Annotated in this window: 26 protein-coding genes and 1 tRNA gene; 9 read left to right on the top strand and 18 right to left on the bottom strand. The window is 30.1% G+C overall.

The features are described 5' to 3' along the window. Positions 1–115: 115 nt before the first annotated feature. Complete coding sequence (gene ade / locus DY123_RS05015) at positions 116–1,789, top strand: adenine deaminase (protein ID WP_140934537.1); 1,674 nt, start codon at positions 116–118, stop codon at positions 1,787–1,789. A gap of 28 nt (positions 1,790–1,817) precedes the next feature. On the opposite strand, the gene DY123_RS05010 is transcribed toward ade, so the two are convergent. From DY123_RS05010 to yycF, 10 genes are all read right to left on the bottom strand, one after another. Continuing rightward, positions 1,818–2,417, bottom strand: a complete 600-nt coding sequence (locus DY123_RS05010; RefSeq protein ID WP_108982316.1) for a cation efflux transmembrane domain-containing protein — start codon at positions 2,415–2,417, stop codon at positions 1,818–1,820. Continuing rightward, complete coding sequence (locus tag DY123_RS05005) at positions 2,407–2,715, bottom strand: ArsR/SmtB family transcription factor (protein WP_108982315.1); 309 nt, start codon at positions 2,713–2,715, stop codon at positions 2,407–2,409. The genes DY123_RS05010 and DY123_RS05005 overlap by 11 nt, the downstream gene beginning before the upstream one ends. Positions 2,716–2,806: 91 nt before the next feature. Then, entirely contained in the window at positions 2,807–3,610 is an 804-nt protein-coding gene (locus tag DY123_RS05000) for a sulfite exporter TauE/SafE family protein (RefSeq protein ID WP_140934536.1), read from the bottom strand. A gap of 160 nt (positions 3,611–3,770) precedes the next feature. After that, the gene (locus tag DY123_RS04995; protein ID WP_181398797.1) at positions 3,771–4,571 is read right to left on the bottom strand and encodes a sulfite exporter TauE/SafE family protein; all 801 of its coding nucleotides are present in this window, start codon (positions 4,569–4,571) and stop codon (positions 3,771–3,773) included. Positions 4,572–4,737: 166 nt separating this feature from the next. Next, positions 4,738–5,973, bottom strand: coding sequence for a S1C family serine protease (locus DY123_RS04990; protein WP_140934535.1), 1,236 nt, complete (start codon positions 5,971–5,973; stop codon positions 4,738–4,740). A gap of 69 nt (positions 5,974–6,042) precedes the next feature. Next, a complete protein-coding gene (locus DY123_RS04985; RefSeq protein WP_165807718.1) occupies positions 6,043–6,855 on the bottom strand; it encodes an MBL fold metallo-hydrolase in 813 nt (270 codons plus the stop codon). Between the two features lie 21 nt (positions 6,856–6,876). Continuing rightward, entirely contained in the window at positions 6,877–7,713 is an 837-nt protein-coding gene (locus DY123_RS04980; protein WP_140934534.1) for a two-component system regulatory protein YycI, read from the bottom strand. Between the two features lie 17 nt (positions 7,714–7,730). Then, on the bottom strand, positions 7,731–9,035 hold the full coding sequence (locus DY123_RS04975) for a YycH family regulatory protein (protein ID WP_181398796.1): 1,305 nt from the start codon (positions 9,033–9,035) through the stop codon (positions 7,731–7,733). After that, positions 9,025–10,875: a cell wall metabolism sensor histidine kinase WalK gene (gene walK, locus DY123_RS04970; RefSeq protein WP_140936255.1), complete on the bottom strand. Its 1,851-nt coding sequence runs from the start codon at positions 10,873–10,875 to the stop codon at positions 9,025–9,027. The genes DY123_RS04975 and walK overlap by 11 nt, the downstream gene beginning before the upstream one ends. A gap of 32 nt (positions 10,876–10,907) precedes the next feature. Beyond that, a complete protein-coding gene (gene yycF / locus DY123_RS04965; RefSeq protein ID WP_105988325.1) occupies positions 10,908–11,615 on the bottom strand; it encodes a response regulator YycF in 708 nt (235 codons plus the stop codon). 257 nt (positions 11,616–11,872) lie between these two features. Between yycF and DY123_RS04960 the strand changes: the two genes are divergently transcribed. After that, positions 11,873–11,945: transfer RNA gene (locus DY123_RS04960), tRNA-Lys, on the top strand. Between the two features lie 307 nt (positions 11,946–12,252). Beyond that, entirely contained in the window at positions 12,253–13,059 is an 807-nt protein-coding gene (locus tag DY123_RS04955) for a manganese catalase (RefSeq protein ID WP_108982299.1), read from the top strand. Between the two features lie 82 nt (positions 13,060–13,141). On the opposite strand, the gene DY123_RS04950 is transcribed toward DY123_RS04955, so the two are convergent. Together DY123_RS04950 and DY123_RS04945 are read right to left on the bottom strand one after the other, a co-directional pair. Beyond that, entirely contained in the window at positions 13,142–14,128 is a 987-nt protein-coding gene (locus tag DY123_RS04950; protein WP_140936254.1) for an ADP-ribosyltransferase, read from the bottom strand. A 120-nt stretch (positions 14,129–14,248) separates the two neighbouring features. Then, positions 14,249–14,728, bottom strand: coding sequence for a hypothetical protein (locus DY123_RS04945; RefSeq protein WP_140934530.1), 480 nt, complete (start codon positions 14,726–14,728; stop codon positions 14,249–14,251). 169 nt (positions 14,729–14,897) lie between these two features. Between DY123_RS04945 and DY123_RS04940 the strand changes: the two genes are divergently transcribed. Next, entirely contained in the window at positions 14,898–15,269 is a 372-nt protein-coding gene (locus DY123_RS04940; RefSeq protein WP_225426756.1) for a DUF1304 domain-containing protein, read from the top strand. A 23-nt stretch (positions 15,270–15,292) separates the two neighbouring features. Here DY123_RS04940 and DY123_RS04935 read toward each other — a convergent pair whose 3' ends face one another. Then, positions 15,293–15,790 carry a hypothetical protein gene (locus tag DY123_RS04935; RefSeq protein WP_140936252.1) on the bottom strand — a complete coding sequence of 166 codons (498 nt, stop codon included), beginning with the start codon at positions 15,788–15,790 and terminating at the stop codon, positions 15,293–15,295. 94 nt (positions 15,791–15,884) lie between these two features. On the opposite strand from DY123_RS04935, the gene DY123_RS04930 reads away from it, so the two are divergent. Then, positions 15,885–16,175, top strand: a complete 291-nt coding sequence (locus DY123_RS04930) for a hypothetical protein (protein ID WP_108982294.1) — start codon at positions 15,885–15,887, stop codon at positions 16,173–16,175. On the opposite strand, the gene DY123_RS04925 is transcribed toward DY123_RS04930, so the two are convergent. Then, entirely contained in the window at positions 16,176–16,859 is a 684-nt protein-coding gene (locus tag DY123_RS04925) for a C39 family peptidase (protein ID WP_140934527.1), read from the bottom strand. Between the two features lie 110 nt (positions 16,860–16,969). Between DY123_RS04925 and DY123_RS04920 the strand changes: the two genes are divergently transcribed. Continuing rightward, complete coding sequence (locus DY123_RS04920; protein WP_108982292.1) at positions 16,970–17,362, top strand: hypothetical protein; 393 nt, start codon at positions 16,970–16,972, stop codon at positions 17,360–17,362. A 33-nt stretch (positions 17,363–17,395) separates the two neighbouring features. On the opposite strand, the gene DY123_RS04915 is transcribed toward DY123_RS04920, so the two are convergent. Together DY123_RS04915 and DY123_RS04910 are read right to left on the bottom strand one after the other, a co-directional pair. Continuing rightward, entirely contained in the window at positions 17,396–18,052 is a 657-nt protein-coding gene (locus DY123_RS04915) for a nitroreductase (protein ID WP_140936423.1), read from the bottom strand. Positions 18,053–18,066: 14 nt separating this feature from the next. After that, positions 18,067–18,483, bottom strand: coding sequence for a MerR family transcriptional regulator (locus DY123_RS04910; RefSeq protein ID WP_140934525.1), 417 nt, complete (start codon positions 18,481–18,483; stop codon positions 18,067–18,069). A 133-nt stretch (positions 18,484–18,616) separates the two neighbouring features. On the opposite strand from DY123_RS04910, the gene DY123_RS04905 reads away from it, so the two are divergent. Next, positions 18,617–19,165, top strand: coding sequence for a hypothetical protein (locus DY123_RS04905; RefSeq protein ID WP_140936251.1), 549 nt, complete (start codon positions 18,617–18,619; stop codon positions 19,163–19,165). Here the strand turns inward: DY123_RS04905 and DY123_RS04900 are convergent. Together DY123_RS04900 and DY123_RS04895 are read right to left on the bottom strand one after the other, a co-directional pair. After that, entirely contained in the window at positions 19,160–19,837 is a 678-nt protein-coding gene (locus DY123_RS04900) for a helix-turn-helix domain-containing protein (protein WP_140934523.1), read from the bottom strand. The genes DY123_RS04905 and DY123_RS04900 overlap by 6 nt on opposite strands. Positions 19,838–19,963: 126 nt before the next feature. Beyond that, complete coding sequence (locus DY123_RS04895) at positions 19,964–20,278, bottom strand: hypothetical protein (RefSeq protein ID WP_140934522.1); 315 nt, start codon at positions 20,276–20,278, stop codon at positions 19,964–19,966. A gap of 261 nt (positions 20,279–20,539) precedes the next feature. On the opposite strand from DY123_RS04895, the gene nrdD reads away from it, so the two are divergent. Together nrdD and nrdG are read left to right on the top strand one after the other, a co-directional pair. After that, entirely contained in the window at positions 20,540–22,714 is a 2,175-nt protein-coding gene (gene nrdD / locus DY123_RS04890) for an anaerobic ribonucleoside-triphosphate reductase (protein ID WP_140936250.1), read from the top strand. Beyond that, positions 22,674–23,255, top strand: a complete 582-nt coding sequence (gene nrdG / locus DY123_RS04885) for an anaerobic ribonucleoside-triphosphate reductase activating protein (protein WP_140934520.1) — start codon at positions 22,674–22,676, stop codon at positions 23,253–23,255. Before nrdD ends, nrdG begins: the two co-directional genes overlap by 41 nt.

Below are 23,255 nucleotides of genomic sequence, written 5' to 3'. Positions count from 1 at the left end.
TTATTACCCCGATAACATAGAAAACGAACTATTACAAATATTGACAAATTAATGTTAATGTTTCATAATATTTGATAATTTTATTCGTAAGAAAAAAAGGATGGGGTTATCAAAAATGCAAACAATTGATTTAGAAATTAAGAATGGAAAAGTTTTAAATGTCTTCAAGAAACAATTCGAGCAAAAAGATTTATACATTAACAATGGAAAAATTATCGAACAAAATGAAAATCAATATCAAGCCAAAAAAATAATTGATGCTGAAGGTCAATATTTAGTCCCTGGTTTTATCGATTCACATGTACACATTGAAAGTTCACTAGTTACCCCATCTGAATTAGGTAAAGTCATTGTCCCAATGGGTGTTACTTCAGTTGTTACTGATCCCCACGAAATTGCGAACGTGTCTGGAATTGAAGGCATCAAATATATGATTAATGATGCTAAACAATCCCCACTCGATGTCTTTGTCATGTTACCATCTAGTGTTCCAGCAACTTCTTTTGAACATAATGGTGCAACTTTAAATGCTGATGCATTACATCCCCTTTACAAAGAATCATCAGTCATTGGTCTAGCTGAGGTCATGGACTATCCTGCTGTACACAATCGCGATCAAGACATGATGAACAAAATTAATGACGCTATAAACCATGGCTATCAAGTTGATGGTCATGGAGCTGGTTTATCAGCCAAACAATTAGGCGAATATAAAGAAGTCGGTATTTCAACTGACCATGAATCGACTACTTTAAATCAGATGTATGATCGTTTAGATGTTGGTATGAATATGTTTCTACGAGAAGGAACCGTGGAACGTGATTTACAAAACACTATCCAAGCAGTTAATAAAGATAACATCGACCAATTTTCTTTCTGTACTGATGATAAATTCATTACCACCATTATTAATGAAGGTAGCATTAATTTTAATATTCAATTAGCAATTGAATATGGTATTAAACCTGAAGATGCTTACGTTATGGCTAGTTTGAATGCAGCCAAAGCACATAAAATTAATGATTTAGGTGCCCTAGCTCCTGGATACAAAGCTGATATTGTAATAATTTCTGATCCGAAAAAAGTGGATGTAAAGAAAGTAATTAAAGATGGACAATTAATGAATGATAATAATTTCAAATCTACCCCACTCAAATTCACCAAAAATACCGTTCATCAAAATATCAAATTAGATGATTTAGCTTTACCATTAAAAAGTAATCAAGAATGTCATGTAATTGGCATTCAACCTAATCATATTGAAACTGATCATTTAAAAAAGACCGTCCCAGTTGAAAATGGTATCTTCAAAGCTGATTTAGACCATGACATTTTAAAAATGGTAGATGTTGAACGCCATCATAATTTAGGTACCTTTGGAATTGGATTAGTCCATGGCTTCAATATTAAACATGGTGCTGTTGCCACCACCGTAGCTCATGATTCACACAACATTGTTGCCGTTGGAACATCTGATAAAAACATTTATCGTGCTATTCAAGCTATTACTGAAGTTGGTGGTGGTATTGCAGTCGTTAATGATAATCAAGAGGTCACTGTCATGCCACTTTCAGTCGCTGGATTAATGTCAGATAAATCATGGCAACTAGCTAGTGAAGACTTAAACGCTATTACTAAAGCTTTTAAACAAATTAGTGGTGATATTAATTTCAATCCATTTATCACCCTATCTTTCCTAACCTTACCAGTTATTCCTACAATTAAATTAACTGATCAAGGGTTATATGATTTCAACCAACAAAAATTTATTGATATTCAATCTAAATAAAAAAAGGCTCAGCTAATGCTGAGTCTTTTTATTCGCCTTTAACACCCTCAAGGCCTTCTGTAAAAATAAAATAGACTAATACTAAAGCAGCAACTGAATCAGCCCACCAAAGACCGAATAATGCATTTAATATCATCCCTATTAACACCGTTCCGGCAATATATGCACATGTAACATTACAATAACTATCTTCGATTAAAGCACCTGACTTTAAAGTTTTGCCATAACGACGTTTTTTAATAATGAAGAATGGCATAATCAATAATGATAAAATTGCAATAATAATTCCAGATAATGAATCATCAGCGACTCCATGGCCAAATAAATTAAATAATGAAGTAATTGTTACATATATGGAAAGTAATATTAAGATCAGTCCCACTAGCCTTGAAGTAATTTTTTCTATTTTTTCAATTGTTTCACTGTTTGCACCATTAGCTTCTTTTTTAAGACGCCAAATTAAAATTAAGCCCGAAATAATTTCTAAAAAGCTGTCCAATCCAAAAGCGATTAATAAAATAGATTTAGCCATAATGCCTGAATATAAAGCTACTACAAATTCGATTAGCATCCATAAAGTCGATAAATATTCAATATTAATACTTTTACTAAGTGTATTATTCTCCATGCTTTTTCCCCCTAATCACGTGACTAGAATGTTGGACTGCTTCATTCACTATGTCTAAAATATGTGGATCATCTAATTGATAATAAATCAATTTACCTACTCGATTTGTATCTACTAATTGGTGCTTTTTTAGAATTGATAACTGGTGAGAAACTGCGGATTGCTCAATATTAAGTCTTGCGCTTAATTCATTAACACTAATTGCATTATTTTCTAAAGTAACTAGCATTTTTAGCCTAGTCTCATTACTTAACAACTTAAATATTTGACTGGCTTCTTTTAAATAATCATTATTCATTTACATTAACTCTTTTCGTATGAATTATAATACATATGAATATTATATCATATGTATTGCAAAATAAAAGGATGATTGCTCATCCCTTAATTTAAAATAGATAAAATAATTTAATATTATATGCAGCTGAAAATTGCGTATAAGCTAGAATTAAAGCTAAAATCCCCGTTAAAATGCGAATGTATTTAACCGGCAATACTCTAACGATTTTAGGTCCTATGTATCCGCCAATAAAGAAGCCAATTCCTAATGGTAATACTAAGATCCACACAATGTGCGCTTCGAATGAGTAATAAATCGTTGCAACAATATTAGCAGCACCCATGGCAACATTTCTAATCGCATTACTTACGGTATATTCATTGGAACTAGTTCTAGTTAATAATACTAATAGTAAGATTCCAGAAGCAGCACCAAAGTAACCACTATAAGCACCAATTAAATACACTAAGAAAATAATTAAAATATTGCGTAACCATGAATGTTGATTAACATGGCCTTTGCGTGGTTCAAAGTTATTAGCTCCTTCATGCTCTTCTTCATTCTTTGATGGAATTAAAATCATAATTCCACCTGCAGCAATAAAGACAGGCACAATATGAGTAAAACTAGATGAAGGCAATGCAGTTAACAAGATGGCTCCAGTAATGCCACCAAAGAAAATAATAATCATGGTTTTAAATAATTCTTTCCAATGACCATGTAATTCTTGTGTTGATGAAACAGCTGAACCAATTGAATTAAACATTAAGGCAGCTTTGTTAACAACGTTGGCAGAAACAGCAGGTAATCCTGCAAAATATAATAAGGCTGGATATGATGCTAATGAAGCTAATCCAGTCACAGTTCCAAGGATTCCTGCCAAAATCCCAACGGGTATGAATAATAAAATCATCCATATACTAATCCCAAAAATAGTAATTTTAATCGACCTTCTTTTTATAAAATGAAACTCTTAATTTAATTTTAACAATATTATGTAAAAAGCCCAAATAAATGATGAGTAATATTAAAAAAGCTATCCTCAAATAATTTAAGGATAGCTTTTACTTTAATTAAAAGAAGTAAAATAAATGAATACTGTAAGCTGAAGCAAATTGCGTATATGCAAGCACTAAAGCAAGAATTCCTGTAACAACTTTAATTAATTTAGTTGGTAAAATACGCACTAATTTAGGTCCAACGTAACCACCAATTAAGAAACCAATACCTAGTGGAATAGCTAAGGCCCAGTAAATATGGGTAGAACCATGTTGACCATATTTAAATGAATATAAAATAGTACCAATTACATTGGCAGAACCCATGGCAACATTTCTAATTGCATTATAAACAGGGAATGGATCTTTACTAGTTCTTGAAAGTACTGCTAACAAGATAACTCCTGCTGCAGCACCAAAGTAACTACCATAAATACCAATTAAGAAGTAGCCAATAATTAATGCAATATCAGCTAGCATTTTCTTAGAGCCCACTGATTTTTCTTCAAACTCAGCAGAAGTATTAGCCTTGGTGGTATCTTTAGCCGGTAATAAAATACCAATCCCAGCAGCTGCGATGAAAACAGGAACTGCATATTCAAAATCTTTTGAAGGTAATAATGTTAGTAAAATCACACCAACAATTCCACCAAAGAAGATGATGGTCATAACCTTCATTAATTCTTTTCCATGACCTTTCAATTCTTGTTTTGATGAAAGACCAGAACTTACAACATTAAATAATAATGCTGAAGTATTAGTGATATTTGCTGAAATAGGATTCAATACCCCACCAGTTAAATATAATAATGCCGGATAAGAAGCTAGTGAAGCTAATCCGGTTACAGTACTTAAAATTCCTGCAATTATACCCACTGGTATAAATAAAAGCAGGGTCCAAATACTAAATCCAAAAATAGTAATAATAAAAGACTCCCTTAATAATATTAAATAACATTATATATAATATTACTTTGGCAACAAAAATAAAATAGTAAATACAAAAAAGCACTAATAAATCATATTATTAGTGCTTTATTTTTTAATCATTAATTTTTAATTGTGAACTATTTTCACTCAACTTGATGCTTCCATTGTGGACATGACCACCACGATAGAACTGTACTGGAACCGTTGAGCCCATCTTTTGTTCATATAGAATACTTCTAATTTGATCTTGGCTGCTAATCTTCTTACCAGCCAATTCAGTAATGACATCATATTTCTTCAAACCAGCATTAGCAGCAGGGCCATTCTTAGTAACATCAAATACTACTACCCCATTTTCTACTGATGAAGGTAATTTTAATACTGACTTTTGTTGACTAACAGCGATATTAGATAAATTAATATATCTAATACCTAATGCCGGACGTTCAATTTTACCATTCTTAACTAATTCGTTAATAATTCTAGTAACTTCATTACTTGGAATAGCAAATCCAATTCCTTCAACACTAGTACCTTGCCCATCAGAAGCTAATTTCATAGAATTGATTCCAATCACTTGTCCAGCTAAATTAATTAATGGACCACCAGAGTTTCCTGGATTAATAGCGGTATCAGTTTGAATAACTGAGGCTGTATTACCAGTTTGTTGACCATTTGAACCGGTTAATTGAACTTCACGTTTCTTAGCTGAAATAATACCTTGGGTTAATGATGAAGCATAAGCCGATCCTAATGGAGAGCCAATTGCAAGTGAAGTTTCACCCACATTAATATTATCGGAATTGCCAAAGCTTGCTATATCCTTAATTTGACTACCATTAATCTTTAAAACGGCTAAATCAGTCACTGAATCGCGACCTACTAATTTAGCTTCTAATTGTTTACCATTACTTAATAATATTTGTAATGCTGAAGCACCGGCAACCACATGATTGTTAGTAACAATGTAAGCAGCGTTCCCACTCTTTTTGTAAATTACACCAGATCCTTCACTATTAGCTTCTAATTTATTAGAATCTTTACTATTTTGATTTTCACCAAATATGGAGGCAAATGGATCATTACTTGATTGTGACTGTTTCAAATTAATAACTGAAACAACTGAATCTTTCACTGCTTTATAAGCTTTTTCAGACTGATTTTGAACATTAACTTTAATATTTGAAGTTCCAGTAGTGCCACCATCATTTGATCCAGTGGGCACTGCTGTATCCAAACCAGAATTTTGGAACATATTAATTCCACCATAAGTAATTCCACCACCAAGTAGTCCTGCAACTAATGCTGCAATCACTACTTTGGGCATTAAATGATTATTATTTTTCATAAATAATCCTCCCACATTTTACTATGTTTATATTATAACTTTGAAGCTTAAAATAAGCTAAAAAAAGCACTATAAAGTATACAATGGCGATGCTTGTTCAACATCAGTATCTAATAAATCAAAATCATGACCAACACCAAAATCGTGTTCTTCTAACATTGAAGCAACTGTCAAATGTGCTAATTCTTTAACGTTATTGTGATGACTACGATGGCCAATGAATATATGTTCGGTGTTTCGACCAATACAATCCATTAGTGCATCAGCTCCATCCTCATTAGATAAGTGGCCTTCGTCACCCATAATTCTTTGTTTTAAAGACCATGGATATTCGCCACTACGTAACATTTCTAAATCATGATTGCATTCAAATACATAGGCATTAGCGTTATCAATGACCCCTGAAATATGATCGGAAACGTATCCAACATCAGTAATTACAACAAAGCTCTTATTATGGTGATGAAAATTATAAAACTGAGCTCTTGCTGCATCATGGGATACAGCGAAACTCTCAATATCTAAATCACCGAACGACATTGTCATATTAGGCGGAAAAATATTCTTTTGGCATTCTGGAACTTCACCAATTGTTGAAGCCATCGCTTCCCATGTTTGTTCGTTAGCATAGACATTTATTTTGGGATACTTACGTGCCAAAATGCCCACAGCTTTACTATGATCAGTATGTTCATGTGTTACTAGTAACATATCAACATCATTCAAGTCACGATTAATTGATTTCATTAATTTTTTAATTCGAATACCGCTTAATCCGGCATCTAATAAAACTTTATGTTGGTTAGTTTCAATATAAGTGACATTACCTCCACTACCACTAGATAAGACACTAATACTCATCGAATCAGCATCGTTACTCATAATATTCCTCATTTCTATAATCTAGTTATTATTAACACTTTCACTAGCAGATTTAGTAGTTCCACTGCCATCTAAAATAGATCCAGTATAAGCGTTAATGCGCTTAACTGTTGCATTTGAAGAATTATCACTACTAAATGAAATCACCCAAGTTGGGATTAATACTTGATTGTCTTTAATTGCAAGTAACCTAGTGTAATACAAATGAATCCAATTAATTTTAGAATTATTAGGGATTTCATTATATTGATATAAACCAACTAAAGCACTTTTTTTGGAAATAACATCAGACTTTTCACGAAGAATTTTGACATTATCTAAATAACTTTGTGTATATCCAGTTAAAGTATGGTCATCACTAATGTCAAATTTAATTTGACCACGAGTTCCAGAATAAATATATCTATCTTCTGCTTTTTGCAAATAAACGATTGTATTATTAGTAGATAAATCAGAACTATATTCATAATCTGACCCGTTAGCAATAATGTCTTTATTCTTAATTAATTTATCTAGTAAATATTCTGGATTAGATGAATAGATTCCAAAAGGTCGTTTGAAAGAACTTCTTAAAATATGATTATCATATGAAGTTTTTTGGTTTTTCAAGTTCTTGCTTTCTCGTTTTAAACTATTATTCAAAGTTGCAGACAAATAGTACCCAGTACTTTTTTTGTCACTGAGATTGGGTTTTACATTAATTTGATCATTCTGCATTTGTTTTATGATTTCAGAGTTGCTACCCTGATTAACACTTTCACTTTGTAATGAAGTATTTTGATGAAACATCATAAACAAAAACACATCAATAATGACAAAAATGGCCAAAAATATTATCTGAATTTTCTTAAAATCCATTCAATCCACCCCAATCTCTAGTATCCAACCTTATTAATCATTTGATTATAATTATTCCAACGACCATTATAGTAAACAAACCATGTTGGTTGTAATGTAACTAATATATTAGAATCTTTAGAATTACTCCACTGATAACCTAATTCAATTGGTCCAATTTTGCTAACATCATAGCCAGACTTAGCTAAACTATTTACAACTTCCTTAGTGGTTTTCATTTTAATATTGGAACCACCAGTAGGAACTGGAATTTGCAAATTATTTAGTGAAAAATTATATCTCAAGGATGTATTATCCACTAATTTAATTTGCACCGCTCCATATTGATTCTGATTAAAAATTGGAAATCCTTCAACATAATTACGATAGATGATCGTAGAATTTTTAGGACTATAACTGAAATATCTAAGATTACTTAAATTATCATTAATGCTCAATTTAGAAATATTTTTGTAAGAATCAATCAACGTCTGAGTAAAATCACTGGATATGAAGTTAGGTCGACTATCAAAGTATTCTGCTTCCCCATTATTATAAAATGTTAATTGCTTAGAGGATTGATCATTATAAACAACTGAATTACGGTGACGCTTAATATTATTAGTATTATGCAAATTGGGTAATAAACGTGTTACATAATAATTTTGTGAGGTCTTATTAATTAGATAACCATACTGAGGCATCTCAAAAGACTTGATAAAATCAATTGTTGGAATTTTATTAACTAATTTTACCTTTACAGGGATGGTTCCAACATTATTTTTAATGGCATCCTTTAGACCTGAAACATTAGTGTCTTTAAATTTCACTTTGTAGATATGAAATCCGTCATCACGTAATAAATAAATTTCATTACTGTCATCAAATGGAATAACAATCCTATTGATACTATCATTAGGCCCTTTTGATAATGAATCATTAATAAATTTGCTAAAAATTTTGATCGAAATTTTAGCAGGATAATTTAAAATAATGGAATTTTTATATCCCAAAAACTTTTTGTATTCATCAATGTTACCTGATGATAATTTATTAACTGATTTGCTATCATAATTTTTCATCTGATTACCAATTTCAGAGATTAAATTACTTGAATGGTTAGTTAACATATTTTGTTTACCATTTTCATCAGTTTGAATTAACTGTGTAGGTGAATATACATACGACATCGGTTTATTATCAATAATTGAATTATTACTTACACTTGTTTGTTGACTATTACGATAATGAGCTGGATTAATCCAAATTGAAGAAGACAAAACTACACTCACTACAACTGCAATACCTAGCAATCCTGGTAAAATTAAGTTTTTAATTTTCATCCCAAAGATCCTCCTCAATTGGTTCATATGGTAAAGCAATATAGAATGTAGAACCTTTGTTTTCAGTACTTTCAACCCAGATTCTACCACCAAGTGCTTGTATAACTTCTTTTGAAATTGCTAATCCTAATCCAGTTCCACCTTGTGCTCTAGAACGAGCCTTATCAACACGATAGAAACGATCAAAGATATGTGGAATTGAACTGCGTGGAATTCCTAATCCTTGGTCTTTAACACTCAAAATAACATTATTATGAGTTTCATAAAGCGAACAAGTAATCGTCCCACCATCTGGTGAATATTTAATAGCATTATTCATTAAGTTATCAATAACTTGGGTAAAGCGATCAGTGTCAACTTCTACCCATAAATCAAGTTTTGTGAATTTCCTGATAATTTTATAATCTTTGCTAGGTTTCTTACTATCATCATCACTTTTAATAATCATATCAAAACGATCCAAAATATAATTAAATAATTCTTTTATATTAACTAGTTCTTTATTAATTTTTTGGGTATTAGAATCCATTCTAGATAATGTTAACAAGTCATTAATCATTCTAATCATGCGATCAGTTTCGTCTTGAGTAACCTTTAAAAACTTAGGTGCAATGGTACTATCTTTCCAAGCACCGTCTTGTAAAGCTTCAATGTATGAATGCACACTAGTTAGCGGAGTTCTCAATTCGTGTGAAACGTTAGAAACAAATTGCTTACGATCATTATCAATCTTCTGTTGTTCAGTAACATCATGTAACACACAAACTAAACCTGAAACAAAGCCAGATTCTCTCTGAATAAGTGAGAAGTGAGCATGCAAAATTAAATCTCGAGAATTATCGGAACGATCAATAATAGTTTCATCAGGATTTTCAATAATTTCTCTTAAAGTATATTCGTCACCAATGTCTAAAACATCAAGAATTGATTTATCAATTGCTTCAGATTCTGAGGTTTCAAGTGAATTAGCAGCTTCATCATTCATAATGATAACTTTTCCACGACGATCGGTTGCAATCACACCATCAGTCATATTGGTTAGAACTGAATCTAATCTTTGTCGTTCAGATTCAGTCGACTCTTGTGATTCTTCAACCTTAACTGACAAATTATTAACCGCATTAGCTAGCTGCCCTAATTCATCACGACCATAAACATGGACTTGGCCAGAATAATCACCTTTAGCAATTTGCAATGTTTGTTGTTTCATTTCATCAATGGGTTTAGTAATCGCTCTAGATATGACAATCGAAATTAACAATCCTGCTAAAATAGCAACTAAAGCAGCCGCAACATATATCAAAGTAATTTGATTAATTTCTTTATATACTGAATCTAAATTGGCACGTACATATACAACACCGACTAATTCACTATTACTGCTTTTGATTAGAGGTGTAATAACTGTATAATATCTAGAATTACTAGAATCACTCATAATTCCACTATAAGATTGGTGATTAATCAATGTATTTTTGATATTAGTTTTTAAATTCTTTTGTCCAACTTGGCTCTGGTTACCACTTTCATTGGTACCACGAACAGTATTCTTAGCATCAACTACTTCAACCTCAGTTGAATTTTTATTATCTACATCTGACAATAAGGAACTAATGCCAACGTTGGCTTTACTAATATTAGTTTTTGAAAGCTCGTTAATTAAGGTTGTATTTACATAGGTAGGAAGTTGAACTTGTTTTTTATATGAGTCAACATTTTTAGTTTCTAGTTGGCTAACAAAAACAGCCCCTACAATTTCTAGGGTTACTAATAAAATTAACGCTAAAACCAGCGCAATCTTAAAATGAATTGATTGGAAATACTTAATTTTATTATTCAATGTAAAATACTCCTTATTGAATAGTTAATAAACTATTCATTTTCTGAATTTCTTAAGTAGTAGCCAACACCACGTCTAGTAATCAACCAAATTGGATGACTAGGACTATCTTCGATCTTTTCTCTTAATCGACGAACGGTCACATCAACTGTTCTTACATCACCAAAGTAATCATAGCCCCAAACAGTTTGTAATAAATGTTCACGAGTCATAACTTGTCCAATATGTTGTGCTAAATAATGAAGTAATTCAAATTCACGATGGGTTAGTTCAATATTTTCGCCACGTTTACTTACTGTATAAGCTTCTGGATGAATTACTAAATCACCAATTTTAATGTCCTTATTTTCGTCATCTTTAGCTTGTGCGTTATCATTGCTAGATTGTCTTCTTAAGTTAGCTTTTACACGAGCAACTAATTCACGATTAGAAAATGGTTTAGTAACATAATCATCAGCACCTAATTCCAAACCAAGTACTTTATCTAATTCAGAATCTTTGGCAGTTACCATAATAATTGGCATATCATGATTTTTTCTAACTTCTCTGGCTACTTCTAATCCATCAACTTTAGGCAACATTAAGTCTAAAATAATTAGATCAGGCGTATCGTCTTCTACTTTTTGAATAGCTTCTTCACCATCATAGGCAACAGAAACTTCATAGCCTTCTTTTTCTAAATTAAATTTTTCAATATCGGTTATCGGTTTTTCGTCATCTACTACTAAAATTTTTGTCATAAATAATACTCTCCTTTTACAAGAATACTTTATATTTTAAGTTTATTATTTTTATTTTAAATTTACTTGGGCTAATATTAATTAACCATTATTATTATAACACGCAAGACCAACTCATTTCTTCATAGGTAATCTTATGACGACTAAATTTAATAGTTTTTAAATATTTGTAATATTTTTTATAAAAAGACTTGTCAAAATATTTTCTAAATGATATTATATTATTTGTTGAGTTAATAACAACTTAATAATTATTTGGGCAGTTAGCTCAGTTGGTAGAGCAACGGACTCTTAATCCGTGGGTCCAGGGTTCGAGCCCCTGACTGCCCATAACTGATAAAAAGCAATTCCTTTTTAGGAATTGCTTTTTTTGTTTACAAATATATTTACTTTTCATGAAAAATAATAAGCATAAACCTTTTATTAAAATTTAAAAGTCATTATATTAGACTATAATTTTCTATCGTGGTATATTAAATCGTGCAAGATATAATTATATAAAACAACGTTGTTATTGCAGATTTATAGTATTTATCACAAGAGAGCTGAAAATTATATATTAAGTTATACATAATCTTTGTATTTCATCATATTTAATTGCTTCATTTTCTCAGCGTTCAAAAGGAGAAGGATTTTTATGTTTAAACACACTCGTAAATTACAATATAATGCTAAGCCAGATAGACCAGATCCATTAATGGCTCGTAGATTACAAGAATCACTTGGTGGTCAATGGGGTGAAGTAACTGGAATGATGTCCTATTTATCACAAGGTTGGTCATCTACCGGTGACGAAAAATATAAAGATCTACTATTAGATACAGGAACAGAAGAAATGGCTCACGTAGAAATGATTTCTACCATGATTGCTTATCTTTTAGAAGATGCTCCTTTAAATCCTAGTGAAGAAGATTTGAAGAAAGATCCTTCATTAGCTGCAAAATATGCAGGCATGGATCCAGAACATTCAATTGTTCATGGAATGACAGCTAGCTTAAATAATCCTAATGGTGGTGCCTGGAACGCAGGCTACACTACTTCAAGTGGAAATTTAGTTGCCGATATGCGATTTAATGTTGTTCGTGAATCAGAAGCTAGATTACAAGTAAGTCGTTTATACTATATGACCGAAGATGAAGGAGTTCGCGACATGCTAAAATTCTTGTTAGCTCGTGAAACTCAACATCAATTACAATTTATGAAAGCTCAAGAAGAATTAGAAGAAAAATATGGTGTAGTTGTTCCTGGTGATATGAAGGACATTGAGCATGATGAATTTGCCCATGTATTAATGAATTTCTCTGATGGAAACGGTTCACGTGCATTTGAAGGCCAAACTGCTAAAGATGGTGAAAAATTCACTTATCAAGAAAACCCAGAAGCTATGGGTGGTATTCCAAAAACTAAACCTGCAGACAAACGTCTTCATAACGATCAAGGTTAAACACTTTTTTCACAATAAGTACTCTAATATAATTTTTAATAACTAAAAGGACTCATCAAATATATTGATGAGCCCTTTTTATTTAATCAACTAAGTTCATAGTTACTAATTTATAGTTGTACTTTTCATTAGTTTTATTTATATTCTTAACTTTATTAGAATTCTTTTGTTGATATGAAACATATTTAACATTAGCATTCACATTTTGAATTCTAGTAATCACTAATTTCTTACCAGAATTTAGTAAATATTCTTTTTCATTTTTACTCTTAGAAATTGAATTAATATAAGCACCATTATTACCAGCAGGAACATTCAATTTGATTAGAATGTTATTGTTAGGATTTTTTTCACTAGTATTTAAGAAACCGATTGCTGCATTTTGATCAACACTTGTTGATTGAAATGCTTTATCTGAATAAACTGATCCAACTTGGTTAGGTTGACCATTCAATCCTTTAGCAAAACCAACACCATTTAATCCACGATATACAGTCATTGGCTTCTTTAAATTAAATTTGCTCAAAGCATCTTGGATATTTTTAACTTCTTGTTTGGTTTTAGCCATTTTTTTAGATTTACCTGTACGTAGATAAGTATTGTCATTAGTATATCCAGAAAGACTATAATCACCAACCGCTTTATATTGCTTTTTACTCAATCCTTTAGCCCATTTGGCACCTTCAGCATATAAGTTCTTATAATCCTTTTGACTGTAGTAATAGCTCTTGTTTGGATAAGAAACACTGTTAATATCATTTACTTCTAAATTAGCTGAATTTCCAGGAATTGTAACTAAGCTGTTATTACCATCCTTAATGGTCATAACAGTTCCCTTTTTAATTTGTACTTGATTAGAAGTGTTTTGTTCAGTTGCGGTAAAATCTTTACTTGCTACTCTTTGTGTTATAGGAGTATCAGATGTATTAAAATTGGCTGATTTATCGTAATAACTATATACATAATTTGTATTATCTTTCTTTTGTTTAGCATTTGCTACTTGTCCAGAAGTAATTGTAAAACCAATAGTCAATGTTGATAAAACAGTAATTAAACGTGCTTTTTTCATAATATTATGTCATCCCCTAATAATAAAATATAGTAGATAAATTATATCTTTTTATATCAAAATAACAAAGCATTTGCACTAAAAAAGCCCTCATGCATTCTTGCATAAAGGCTTCATATTTTATAATTCTTTATTGTTAATTCTGTATTCCAAATATTCATTGAATTCTGGACGATCTTCTAGTTTATCAAAGTTCTTGTAAACGAACTTATCAAGAGCATGACCCATTCCAACGATTTCAGGAGCAGAGAAACTTTCATCTAATTCATCTTGAATTTCTTGTAAATGTTCATTGTAACCATTTAAGAATTCTTTAAGTAAATTGATTTTTTCTTCTGCTTCATTAGCTTTTGTTAAGTCATCAATCTTAACCATAATTAATTTTTGTAATTTGTAGTAATGGTTAAAACGTTTTGCATAAGTTTGTAATTCTCTTAAATTAGCAATAAATGTGTAACGTTCATCAAATTGTCCATCTAAGGCAATTCTTGAAAAACGGTTAATCATTTTAACAATTGGATCATATTTTTCGTCTAGTTTGCTGAGAGTAATTTGTCTTTCTGGTAATTCAATTACTGGTAATTTACGTTCTTCTGGCATAATTAGAAATCTCCCTTTCAGTTATATATTTATTATATATATTTGATATTTCTGTTATTAACACTAATTCATAGTTGTCAATTAGTCAATTAAAACATTGTTGGAATAGTAATGAATTGATTAAGTTGTTTTTTATTTAATAATAATATTAATAAAATTTAAGTAAAGCATGGTAATTAAAATGAATATCTTATCAATTATTTTCACTACATTAGTAGCAATTGAATTTATATATATTATGTTTATTCAAACGATTCAAACACATTCAAAAAATACCAGTAGAATTTTTAAGAGTCATGAAGGCGTTTTGAATAATAAATTCACTGCAACTTTAATGAAAAACCAGGGTATATATAATGGAATAATTGGGATCTTATTATTATATGGAACCTTTATTGCTCCTCATCCTAAAGAAATAGTAATTCCTATTTTAATTTATGCAATTGTAGTTGCAATCTATGGAACCTTGACTAGTCAAAAAAGTATCACTATCAAGCAAGGATTGCTTCCAATCATCACTTTAATAATAATTTTTGTGTAACAACATATTAAAAGGAATATTTTTTATTTCACAAATTTTCTAAAAATTATAAATGTAATAAAAATTGGCGCAAAGATAATCACGATAATATTTACTAGATATTTTTGAAAAAGATTTAGCAAACTACCAGAAAGATCACCATATGATTGAGTTGATGAGAAAGAATAATTATAAGGATTATTCATATGAGAACCGCTTACTGACCATACACGATTAGTGTGATTTTGATTTAAATCTTGGTTATGTAACTTCATTGCCCGATCTTTATAAGTATCAATTTTACTAACATGCTTTTTATATAAGATAGGTATTTGATGAACAACATATGGTAATAATATTAACAATGAAAAGATAAAATAATAATCCCAATAGCTATAAACCATTTTAAAACTCAGTGCACTTTGTCCCATCGCTGTTGTAGAACTATTAACTTGAATAGTTTCATTAAAATAAAAAATAGTGATTAAAGCAAAAAAGCCCCAAATAATAATACCAATGTAATTAAAGATTGTTTTGAACATCAAAAACACCCTCTTATATTTAAATTGATAATATCATAACCCTATTTATATAAATGTTAAACTAATAACAAATAAAATTTAGGAGAAATAAGATATGCAAAAAATATACAATTTTTGCTCAAAGATAAGCTCTATAAATATTATTAAAAAAGCAATTATTGTTTCAGTACTTCAAATCATTTTTTTAATAATTGAATTAGCAACTAAGACTTTTAATTTAAATTATGTAATAGGCATTGCCATCTTTTTTATAGCCATCAACATTAATACTATCTATCGTTATAACAAAGAAAGAAATATAGAAAAAAGCCCTCAAATATTATTTTGGGGACTTATAATGATCATTGCGATTTTTCAGTTAATAATTTACTTAATTTTCTTTTGATTATTGGATAGCAACCGCATATCTTTTATAGTTATACGCTTTTTCAAATAAATTAGCTTTTACCCAATATTTACCACGATTAGGATCAGAAATATGATAATAACCACGTTCATAGCCATCCATCAATACAACATGGCTATTTACAATACCTGATCCCCATTTATAATGCTGATATTCAGGAATCTCATTATAATGACTTACAATATAGGTTACCACTGGATTTCCATGTTTAACTTGGTTTTTAAGATCATTAGCAGTTGCTCCAGTCATGTCTTCAACATGATGATATAAGTTCCCCCAATTACTTAGTGCCTTGGGATAAATAGACTGTAAGGCATTTTCTTGGTTTTCAATATATGGTGAACCAGCATATCCATAGTTAGGATTATCATTTTTACTATAAGGCATTTGTTTCAAAAAGTTGTCTAAGTTTGTATTTAATAAAATACCTTTTTCATGAAATCCTTCTAACAGACTAGCTGCTTCACATCCATTCCAAGCCTTATCTGATTGTTGACTGATATATGGAGCATTCAATTCAACAACTTTGGTATCTTTTTCAATGGGACGATCAGCATATGTTCCTGGAATGTGATTACCACTAACAATCATATTAGTAGTATAAAAAATACCTATTATAAATAGAAATCCAATTAAGATTGTAGTTTTTTTATATTTAAACAATTTAATTGACCACCTAATTTTTTAATAATAATTACTATATTAATCATAATTAATATGAATGTACATTTTTTTGCCTAACATATAAAATATCAGTTAAGGAGTTGATATGATTGTACACTATTTTAAATATTAACATTGATGACCGTGTTCTTGAATTCCCTGCCAATGATGAGTTAATTAAATTAGCAATCGGTAAAAGCAATAAAAATAATAAGCAAAGCATTTCCAACGATAAAGGTCAAACATTAAGTTATGGTAAAGATAATGCTGAATATATTAATTCATTAATCCAATTGAATCATTTTATAAAAAGATACTATACATTTTTTAATTATGCTAAATTGTATGATAATGCTAAACAAAACAATGAAGAATCAGTTACAGATAAGTTCAAAAAAATTGCTTTAGCAAACAAACCTCGTCTAGCTGATGTTGATGATAAATACATAAAGAATGATTTAATCTTAGATTTATTTAAACAACAATCTGCAAAAGTTAAATAAAAAAGTGCGAAATTAATATTTCGCACTTTTTTACTAATCTAGGATACTTAAAACATCATTTGTATTCATTCGATCAGATTTAATATTATTAATTGAGTCATTATCATCACGATATCCTAATCCAATTCCAAAAATTACTTTTTCATGATCATCTAATGATAAATTATCACTTAATTTTTTAGGGTATTTTACAAATTCATAGGAAGGTAATGAATCAATCCCCATTTCATATGCTGCCAACATAATACTTTGTGCAAGCAAACCTAAATCAATTAATGACCATTCAGAATAATTGTTAGGTAAAGAAAGATATACTACTGCACTAGCATTGTATAAATGATTAGAGTTTTCACTAACCAAATTACCCCATTCAGAACCAACTTGTTTCTGGTTATTAGATAACCAATGCTGCATATTTTTTTGAGATACATCATCCCATTTATCCATCTCACGAAATGGAATGATTGGATTCCCATGGACATTAGGATTGGTGTTTAAATCATAATGGTCTTTTTTTATCTTATCTAAAGTCTTGTCTTTAGCCACATTGATACGCACAGTTTGTGCATTCACCCATGAAGGTGCTTTTTGAGCTATTCTAATAATTTCTTTAATTGTATCATTATCAATTGATTTACCATCAAATTTACGAATTGATTTACGGTTTAAAATTGCATCTTTTACATCCATTTTTATATCATCCTTTAACTATTTTTTAAATCTTTAGCAATCTGATATTCTTCAAAATAATTTTTATGTTGCTTTATTTCACCGGTTTTGTAGAGATTCACTTTGTGGTGCAAACGATTGATTGAAATTTGTAAGTCTCTTTGTTTCTGGATTAAAGCTTTTTCTTGTTCAGATAAAAGTAACTGACGAGCTTTAAGTGTCTTATCACCCTGCTTAATCATATCTACATATTCTTGTAAAACTTTAATTGGAACCCCAGAATTTCTTAAGCAAAGAATCATTTCAATCCATTTTTGCATTCCATCATCATAATATCTTCTTCCGCTATTATTTCTAGGGACAGTGGGCAGCAAACTTATTTTTTCATAATATCTAATTGTATCGGCAGACACCAAATATTTTTCACATAATTGAGTTATGGATAAATTCAACCAATCACATCCTTGAATTATTATCGTTAAATATTATATTAGTTGGAGTGAACTCCAAGTCAAAGAATTTAACCTAATGTTTTATATTGAACTAATATATAATATGAATATAAAATTATTAAAGAGTGATTCTATGAAAAAGAAAAAACTAGAAGATAATCCATTTATTTTTTATTTAATTTTAAATGCAATTATATTTTTTGTAGTATTTACAACCACTTTTTCGTTTGTATTGAGCTTATTTGTTTTAGCAATATTCAATTTATATCTATTAATTCGGTATATTTGTAAAAAATTGGGCAAGCTAGAATCATTTGATGATCTCACTGAAAAAGTATTAAATGCTTTCGAAAAAATAGATAAACAGATTAGACATTTTTTCGCTGAAAATCGAGTAACCGTATTTATTGCCAATTCATTTACCAAGCTCAATCAGAAATTAATGAAGATTAGTATTACTATAAGGTACTTTATAATTAAATTTTTACAGCTAATCTTCTTCGTTATTGAATTTACTACCGGTTCATTTAATATATGGATTATTATCATGGCGATAGTATTAATCAAGTTGGTTACTGAATCCATTCAATTTAATGATTTTAAGGATAATGCCATTGAGTTAATAGTATGGATAGTTATCACTGGATGCTCAATTGTTCAGTTAGGCTTTATTATTTTATGATTTTCTATTTGCAATTAAAATAATTAATAAAAATATTAATAAAGCCATCCCTAAGAAGCTAATAAAAGATCCTATGTTAATTAATAAACTAGAATCATAACCAATTCCAGTAGATAAAATATAATTTCCCAATACAGAAACTAATATAAATAAGACTATATAAATTATCCAATGCTTTTTTAAATAATATATTAAGTTTAATTTTTGGTATATAGGTAATTTTCTAATCTTATCTTTTATTTTTTTGTTACGCTCTATACCAATTTTTTCTCTTAATTTGTCCATTCTTATCATTGCTATTGAATTAATAAAGCCAATCACGAGTATAAAAGGTATAGCAATTCCCAGTTTAATCAATTTAAATGAATCTAACACTATAGCAATTAAAAAAATGGTATTCATTATTATTAAAAGTCTACTAATTGGCAATATATTTTTTGCTAAGTCTTTCTTTCTCAAATATTCACGCATACCATTATCCTCCTTCAATAATAAATCAAGTGAAATATCATAATATTCACTCAATTTAATTAAGCTTGTAATGTCAGGATATGTTTTTTCATTTTCCCAACTAGAAATTGTTTGCCTAGAAACTATCATATGTTTTGCGACAGTATCTTGAGTTAAATTTTTATCTTGGCGTGCTTTTCTCAAACGTTCACCAAATTTCATTAATGTATCACCTCTTTGTTTTAATTAAATAATAAATTTTTCATATATAAAATACTAGCAATGATTTCTTGCAACATTGTTATATCAGCATTTAAAAAGCACTTAGAATGTTTCTAAGTGCTTTTTTTATTCAACTAATTGAAATGTTTCTTTGTAATTACCATCAGATAATTCAAAAGATTTTTTATTATGTATGTGACCTTTTACTTTGTGATTAAATAAAATTTCATTTCCAGAAACTGTATATTCACCATTTTTTTGTAGTTTACTTGGTAATTGTCCTCGATTAGATACAAGATAATGATCATAGTGATTAAGCATAAGTTCACTTTGATTTGAAGAACCTGTATACCATCCATTAGATAAATGTGGACGATTTAGTAAAAAAATTCCCAATAATATTAAAAATATAACAAAAATAAAACTAAATATTTTTTTCATAAACATACCCTTTGTCAAATGATTTGATGTCACTAATATTAACATAATTTTAGAACGATTTTTATTTAATATTTTGAAACGTTAAGGTTTTTATAAAACAATTACCATTTTTGCGGCTTTCTAAGAAAATTAAAAGCTTTTAATTGTTAAGTATGCACTATTTAAATTATTTTTCAAGAATGTAATTACACTATATGTATGTGTTAGTCTTTAACCAGACACAATTTATAGTGTAATTTTATTTGGAAAGGTTATGTATAAATGTTAGACACTCTATTCAACCATTTAAATGTTATCAAAAAGACTGGGGATAAAACTCCATTTTATAAATACAAGATTGATTATATTTTTGATCAATTGAAACTTTCTGATGAACAAAGAAATAATTTTTTTGAAAAATTAAATTTATTAACAAAAGATATCAATGAAATTACTGCAGTACATATTCATGATTCCATTATTCAATTTCTAGAAGAAAATAATTTACTAGCTGAAAAGCAACAATATTTAGACTTTCAAGCTAAAGATAAGGAAAAATTTGTCAAGGCAACTGATGTTGAACACAAAATTAATCAATTATTTGGTCGTGAGGATCGTGTTGTTCACGAAAACGCCAATAAAGACAGTAATGTTTTCAATACACAACGTGATTTAGAAGCTGGTGCTGCTAGTAAAGCCATCGGATTAAAGATGCTTCCTGAAATGGTCGCAAAAGCCCATCTTCGTGGTGATATTCATTGGCATGATTTGGACTATTCTCCAGCTACTCCAGAAACTAATTGCTGTTTAGTTGATTTTAAAGAAATGTTAACTAATGGCTTTAAGATTGGAAATGCTGAAGTTAAATCCCCTCGTTCAATTCAAACTGCAACTGCACAAGTTTCACAAATTATCGCAAATGTAGCTTCCTTACAATATGGTGGTTTATCTTTTGACCGTGCTGATGAAGTGTTAGCTCCATTTGCTGAAATTAACTATCAAAAACATCTTGAAGTGGCTAAAAAATGGGTTCCTGAAGATGAACAAGAATCATACGCTAAGGAAAGTACCAAACAAGATATTTATGATGCTATGCAATCATTAGAATATGAAATTAATACTTTATATTCATCCCAAGGTCAAACTCCATTTACTACCGTTAGTTTTGGACTAGGTACTAATTGGATTGAAAAAGAAATTCAAATTGATATTCTAAAAATTAGAATTAAAGGTTTAGGTAAAGAACGCCGTACCGCAATTTTCCCTAAACTAATTTATACCCTTAAAAAGGGTTTGAACTTAAAACCAAATGATCCTAATTATGACGTGAAAGAATGGGCCATTGACTGTGCTACTAAACGGATGTATCCAGATATTTTAATGTATGACAAACTTTGTGAAATCACTGGTAACTTTAAAGCTCCAATGGGTTGTCGTTCATTTGTACCTAAATGGGTAAGTCCTGAAGGTGAAGAAATCAATGCCGGTCGCATGAATTTAGGTGTTGTTACTGTTAACCTACCAAGAATTGCTTTATTTGCTAAAGGTAATCAAGATTTATTCTGGAAAATATTTGATGAAAAGTTACGTATTGTGCATCAAGCAATGGCATACCGTATTGAACGCACTAAACAAGCCAAGCCAGATAATGCCCCTCTATTATATAAATATGGTGCTTTTGGGAAACGCTTAAATTCAGATGATGATGTGGATCAACTATTTAACAATGAACGCGCTACTGTTTCATTGGGGTACATTGGTCTTTATGAAGTGGCTACTTCAATGTATGGTCCTGATTGGGAACATAATCAAGAAGCGCATGACTTTACTGTCAGCATTGTCCGTGAATTAAATAATTTATGTAAAAAATGGTCTAAACAAAGTGGTTACCACTATAGTTTATATTCCACTCCAGCTGAATCCTTAACTGATACCTTCGCCCAAGATGATATTGAGAAATTTGGTAAAGTTAAAGATATCACTGATAAAGAATATTACACTAATAGTTTCCATTATGACGTTAGAAAACGCCCTAATCCATTTGAAAAATTAACCTTTGAAGAAGCATATCCTCACTATGCATCAGCAGGGTTTATTCATTATTGTGAATATCCTAACTTGAAGCAAAACCCCAAAGCACTAGAAGCTGTTTGGGACTGGGCATATGATCATGTTGGTTACTTAGGTACTAATACTTCAATTGATAAATGTTTCAAGTGTGGCTTTAAAGGTGATTTCAAAGCTACTGCCCGTGGTTTTGAATGTCCACAATGTGGAAATCATGATCCTAAATATTGTGATGTGGTTAAAAGAACTTGTGGTTATTTAGGTAATCCACAAGCTCGTCCAATGGTTCATGGTCGTCATGTTGAAATTTCATCACGTCAAAAAAATATGTCGAAAGGAATGGTAAAAGATGTCGCAAAGGAAGAGACAACCCAACAATCCAAAGCCTAAAGAATGGCTGGCAGATGATTTAAGTTTACAATATATCGCTGATTATAAACCCTTTAATTTCGTAGATGGTGAAGGGATTCGTTGCAGTATTTATGTTAGTGGATGTAATTTTCACTGTCCTGGTTGTTACAATGTGGCATCCCAAAATTTCCATTATGGACAACCATATTCAAAAGATTTAGAAGATCAAATTATTGAAGATATGAAAGAAGATTATGTGCAAGGTCTAACCTTGCTAGGTGGTGAACCCTTCTTAAATACCCAAGTTTGTTTACAATTATGTAAACGTGTCCGTAAAGAATTCGGTCATACTAAAGACATTTGGTCATGGTCAGGTTATCGCTGGGAAGAATTAATGAAGGAATCATATGATAAATTAAAATTATTATCAATGATTGATATTTTAGTTGATGGTCGTTTTATGGAAGATAAAAAAGACCTAACTTTACAATTTCGTGGTAGTTCCAATCAACGTATTATCAATGTTCCTGAATCATTAAAACAAGATAAAGTAGTTATTTGGGATAAGTTAGTTCACTAA

It is taken from the genome of Apilactobacillus micheneri, assembly GCF_006493595.1.
Lineage (GTDB): Bacteria > Bacillota > Bacilli > Lactobacillales > Lactobacillaceae > Apilactobacillus > Apilactobacillus micheneri.
Note: the sequence above shows the minus strand (reverse complement) of the source record. Positions and strands in the feature narration are given on the sequence as shown.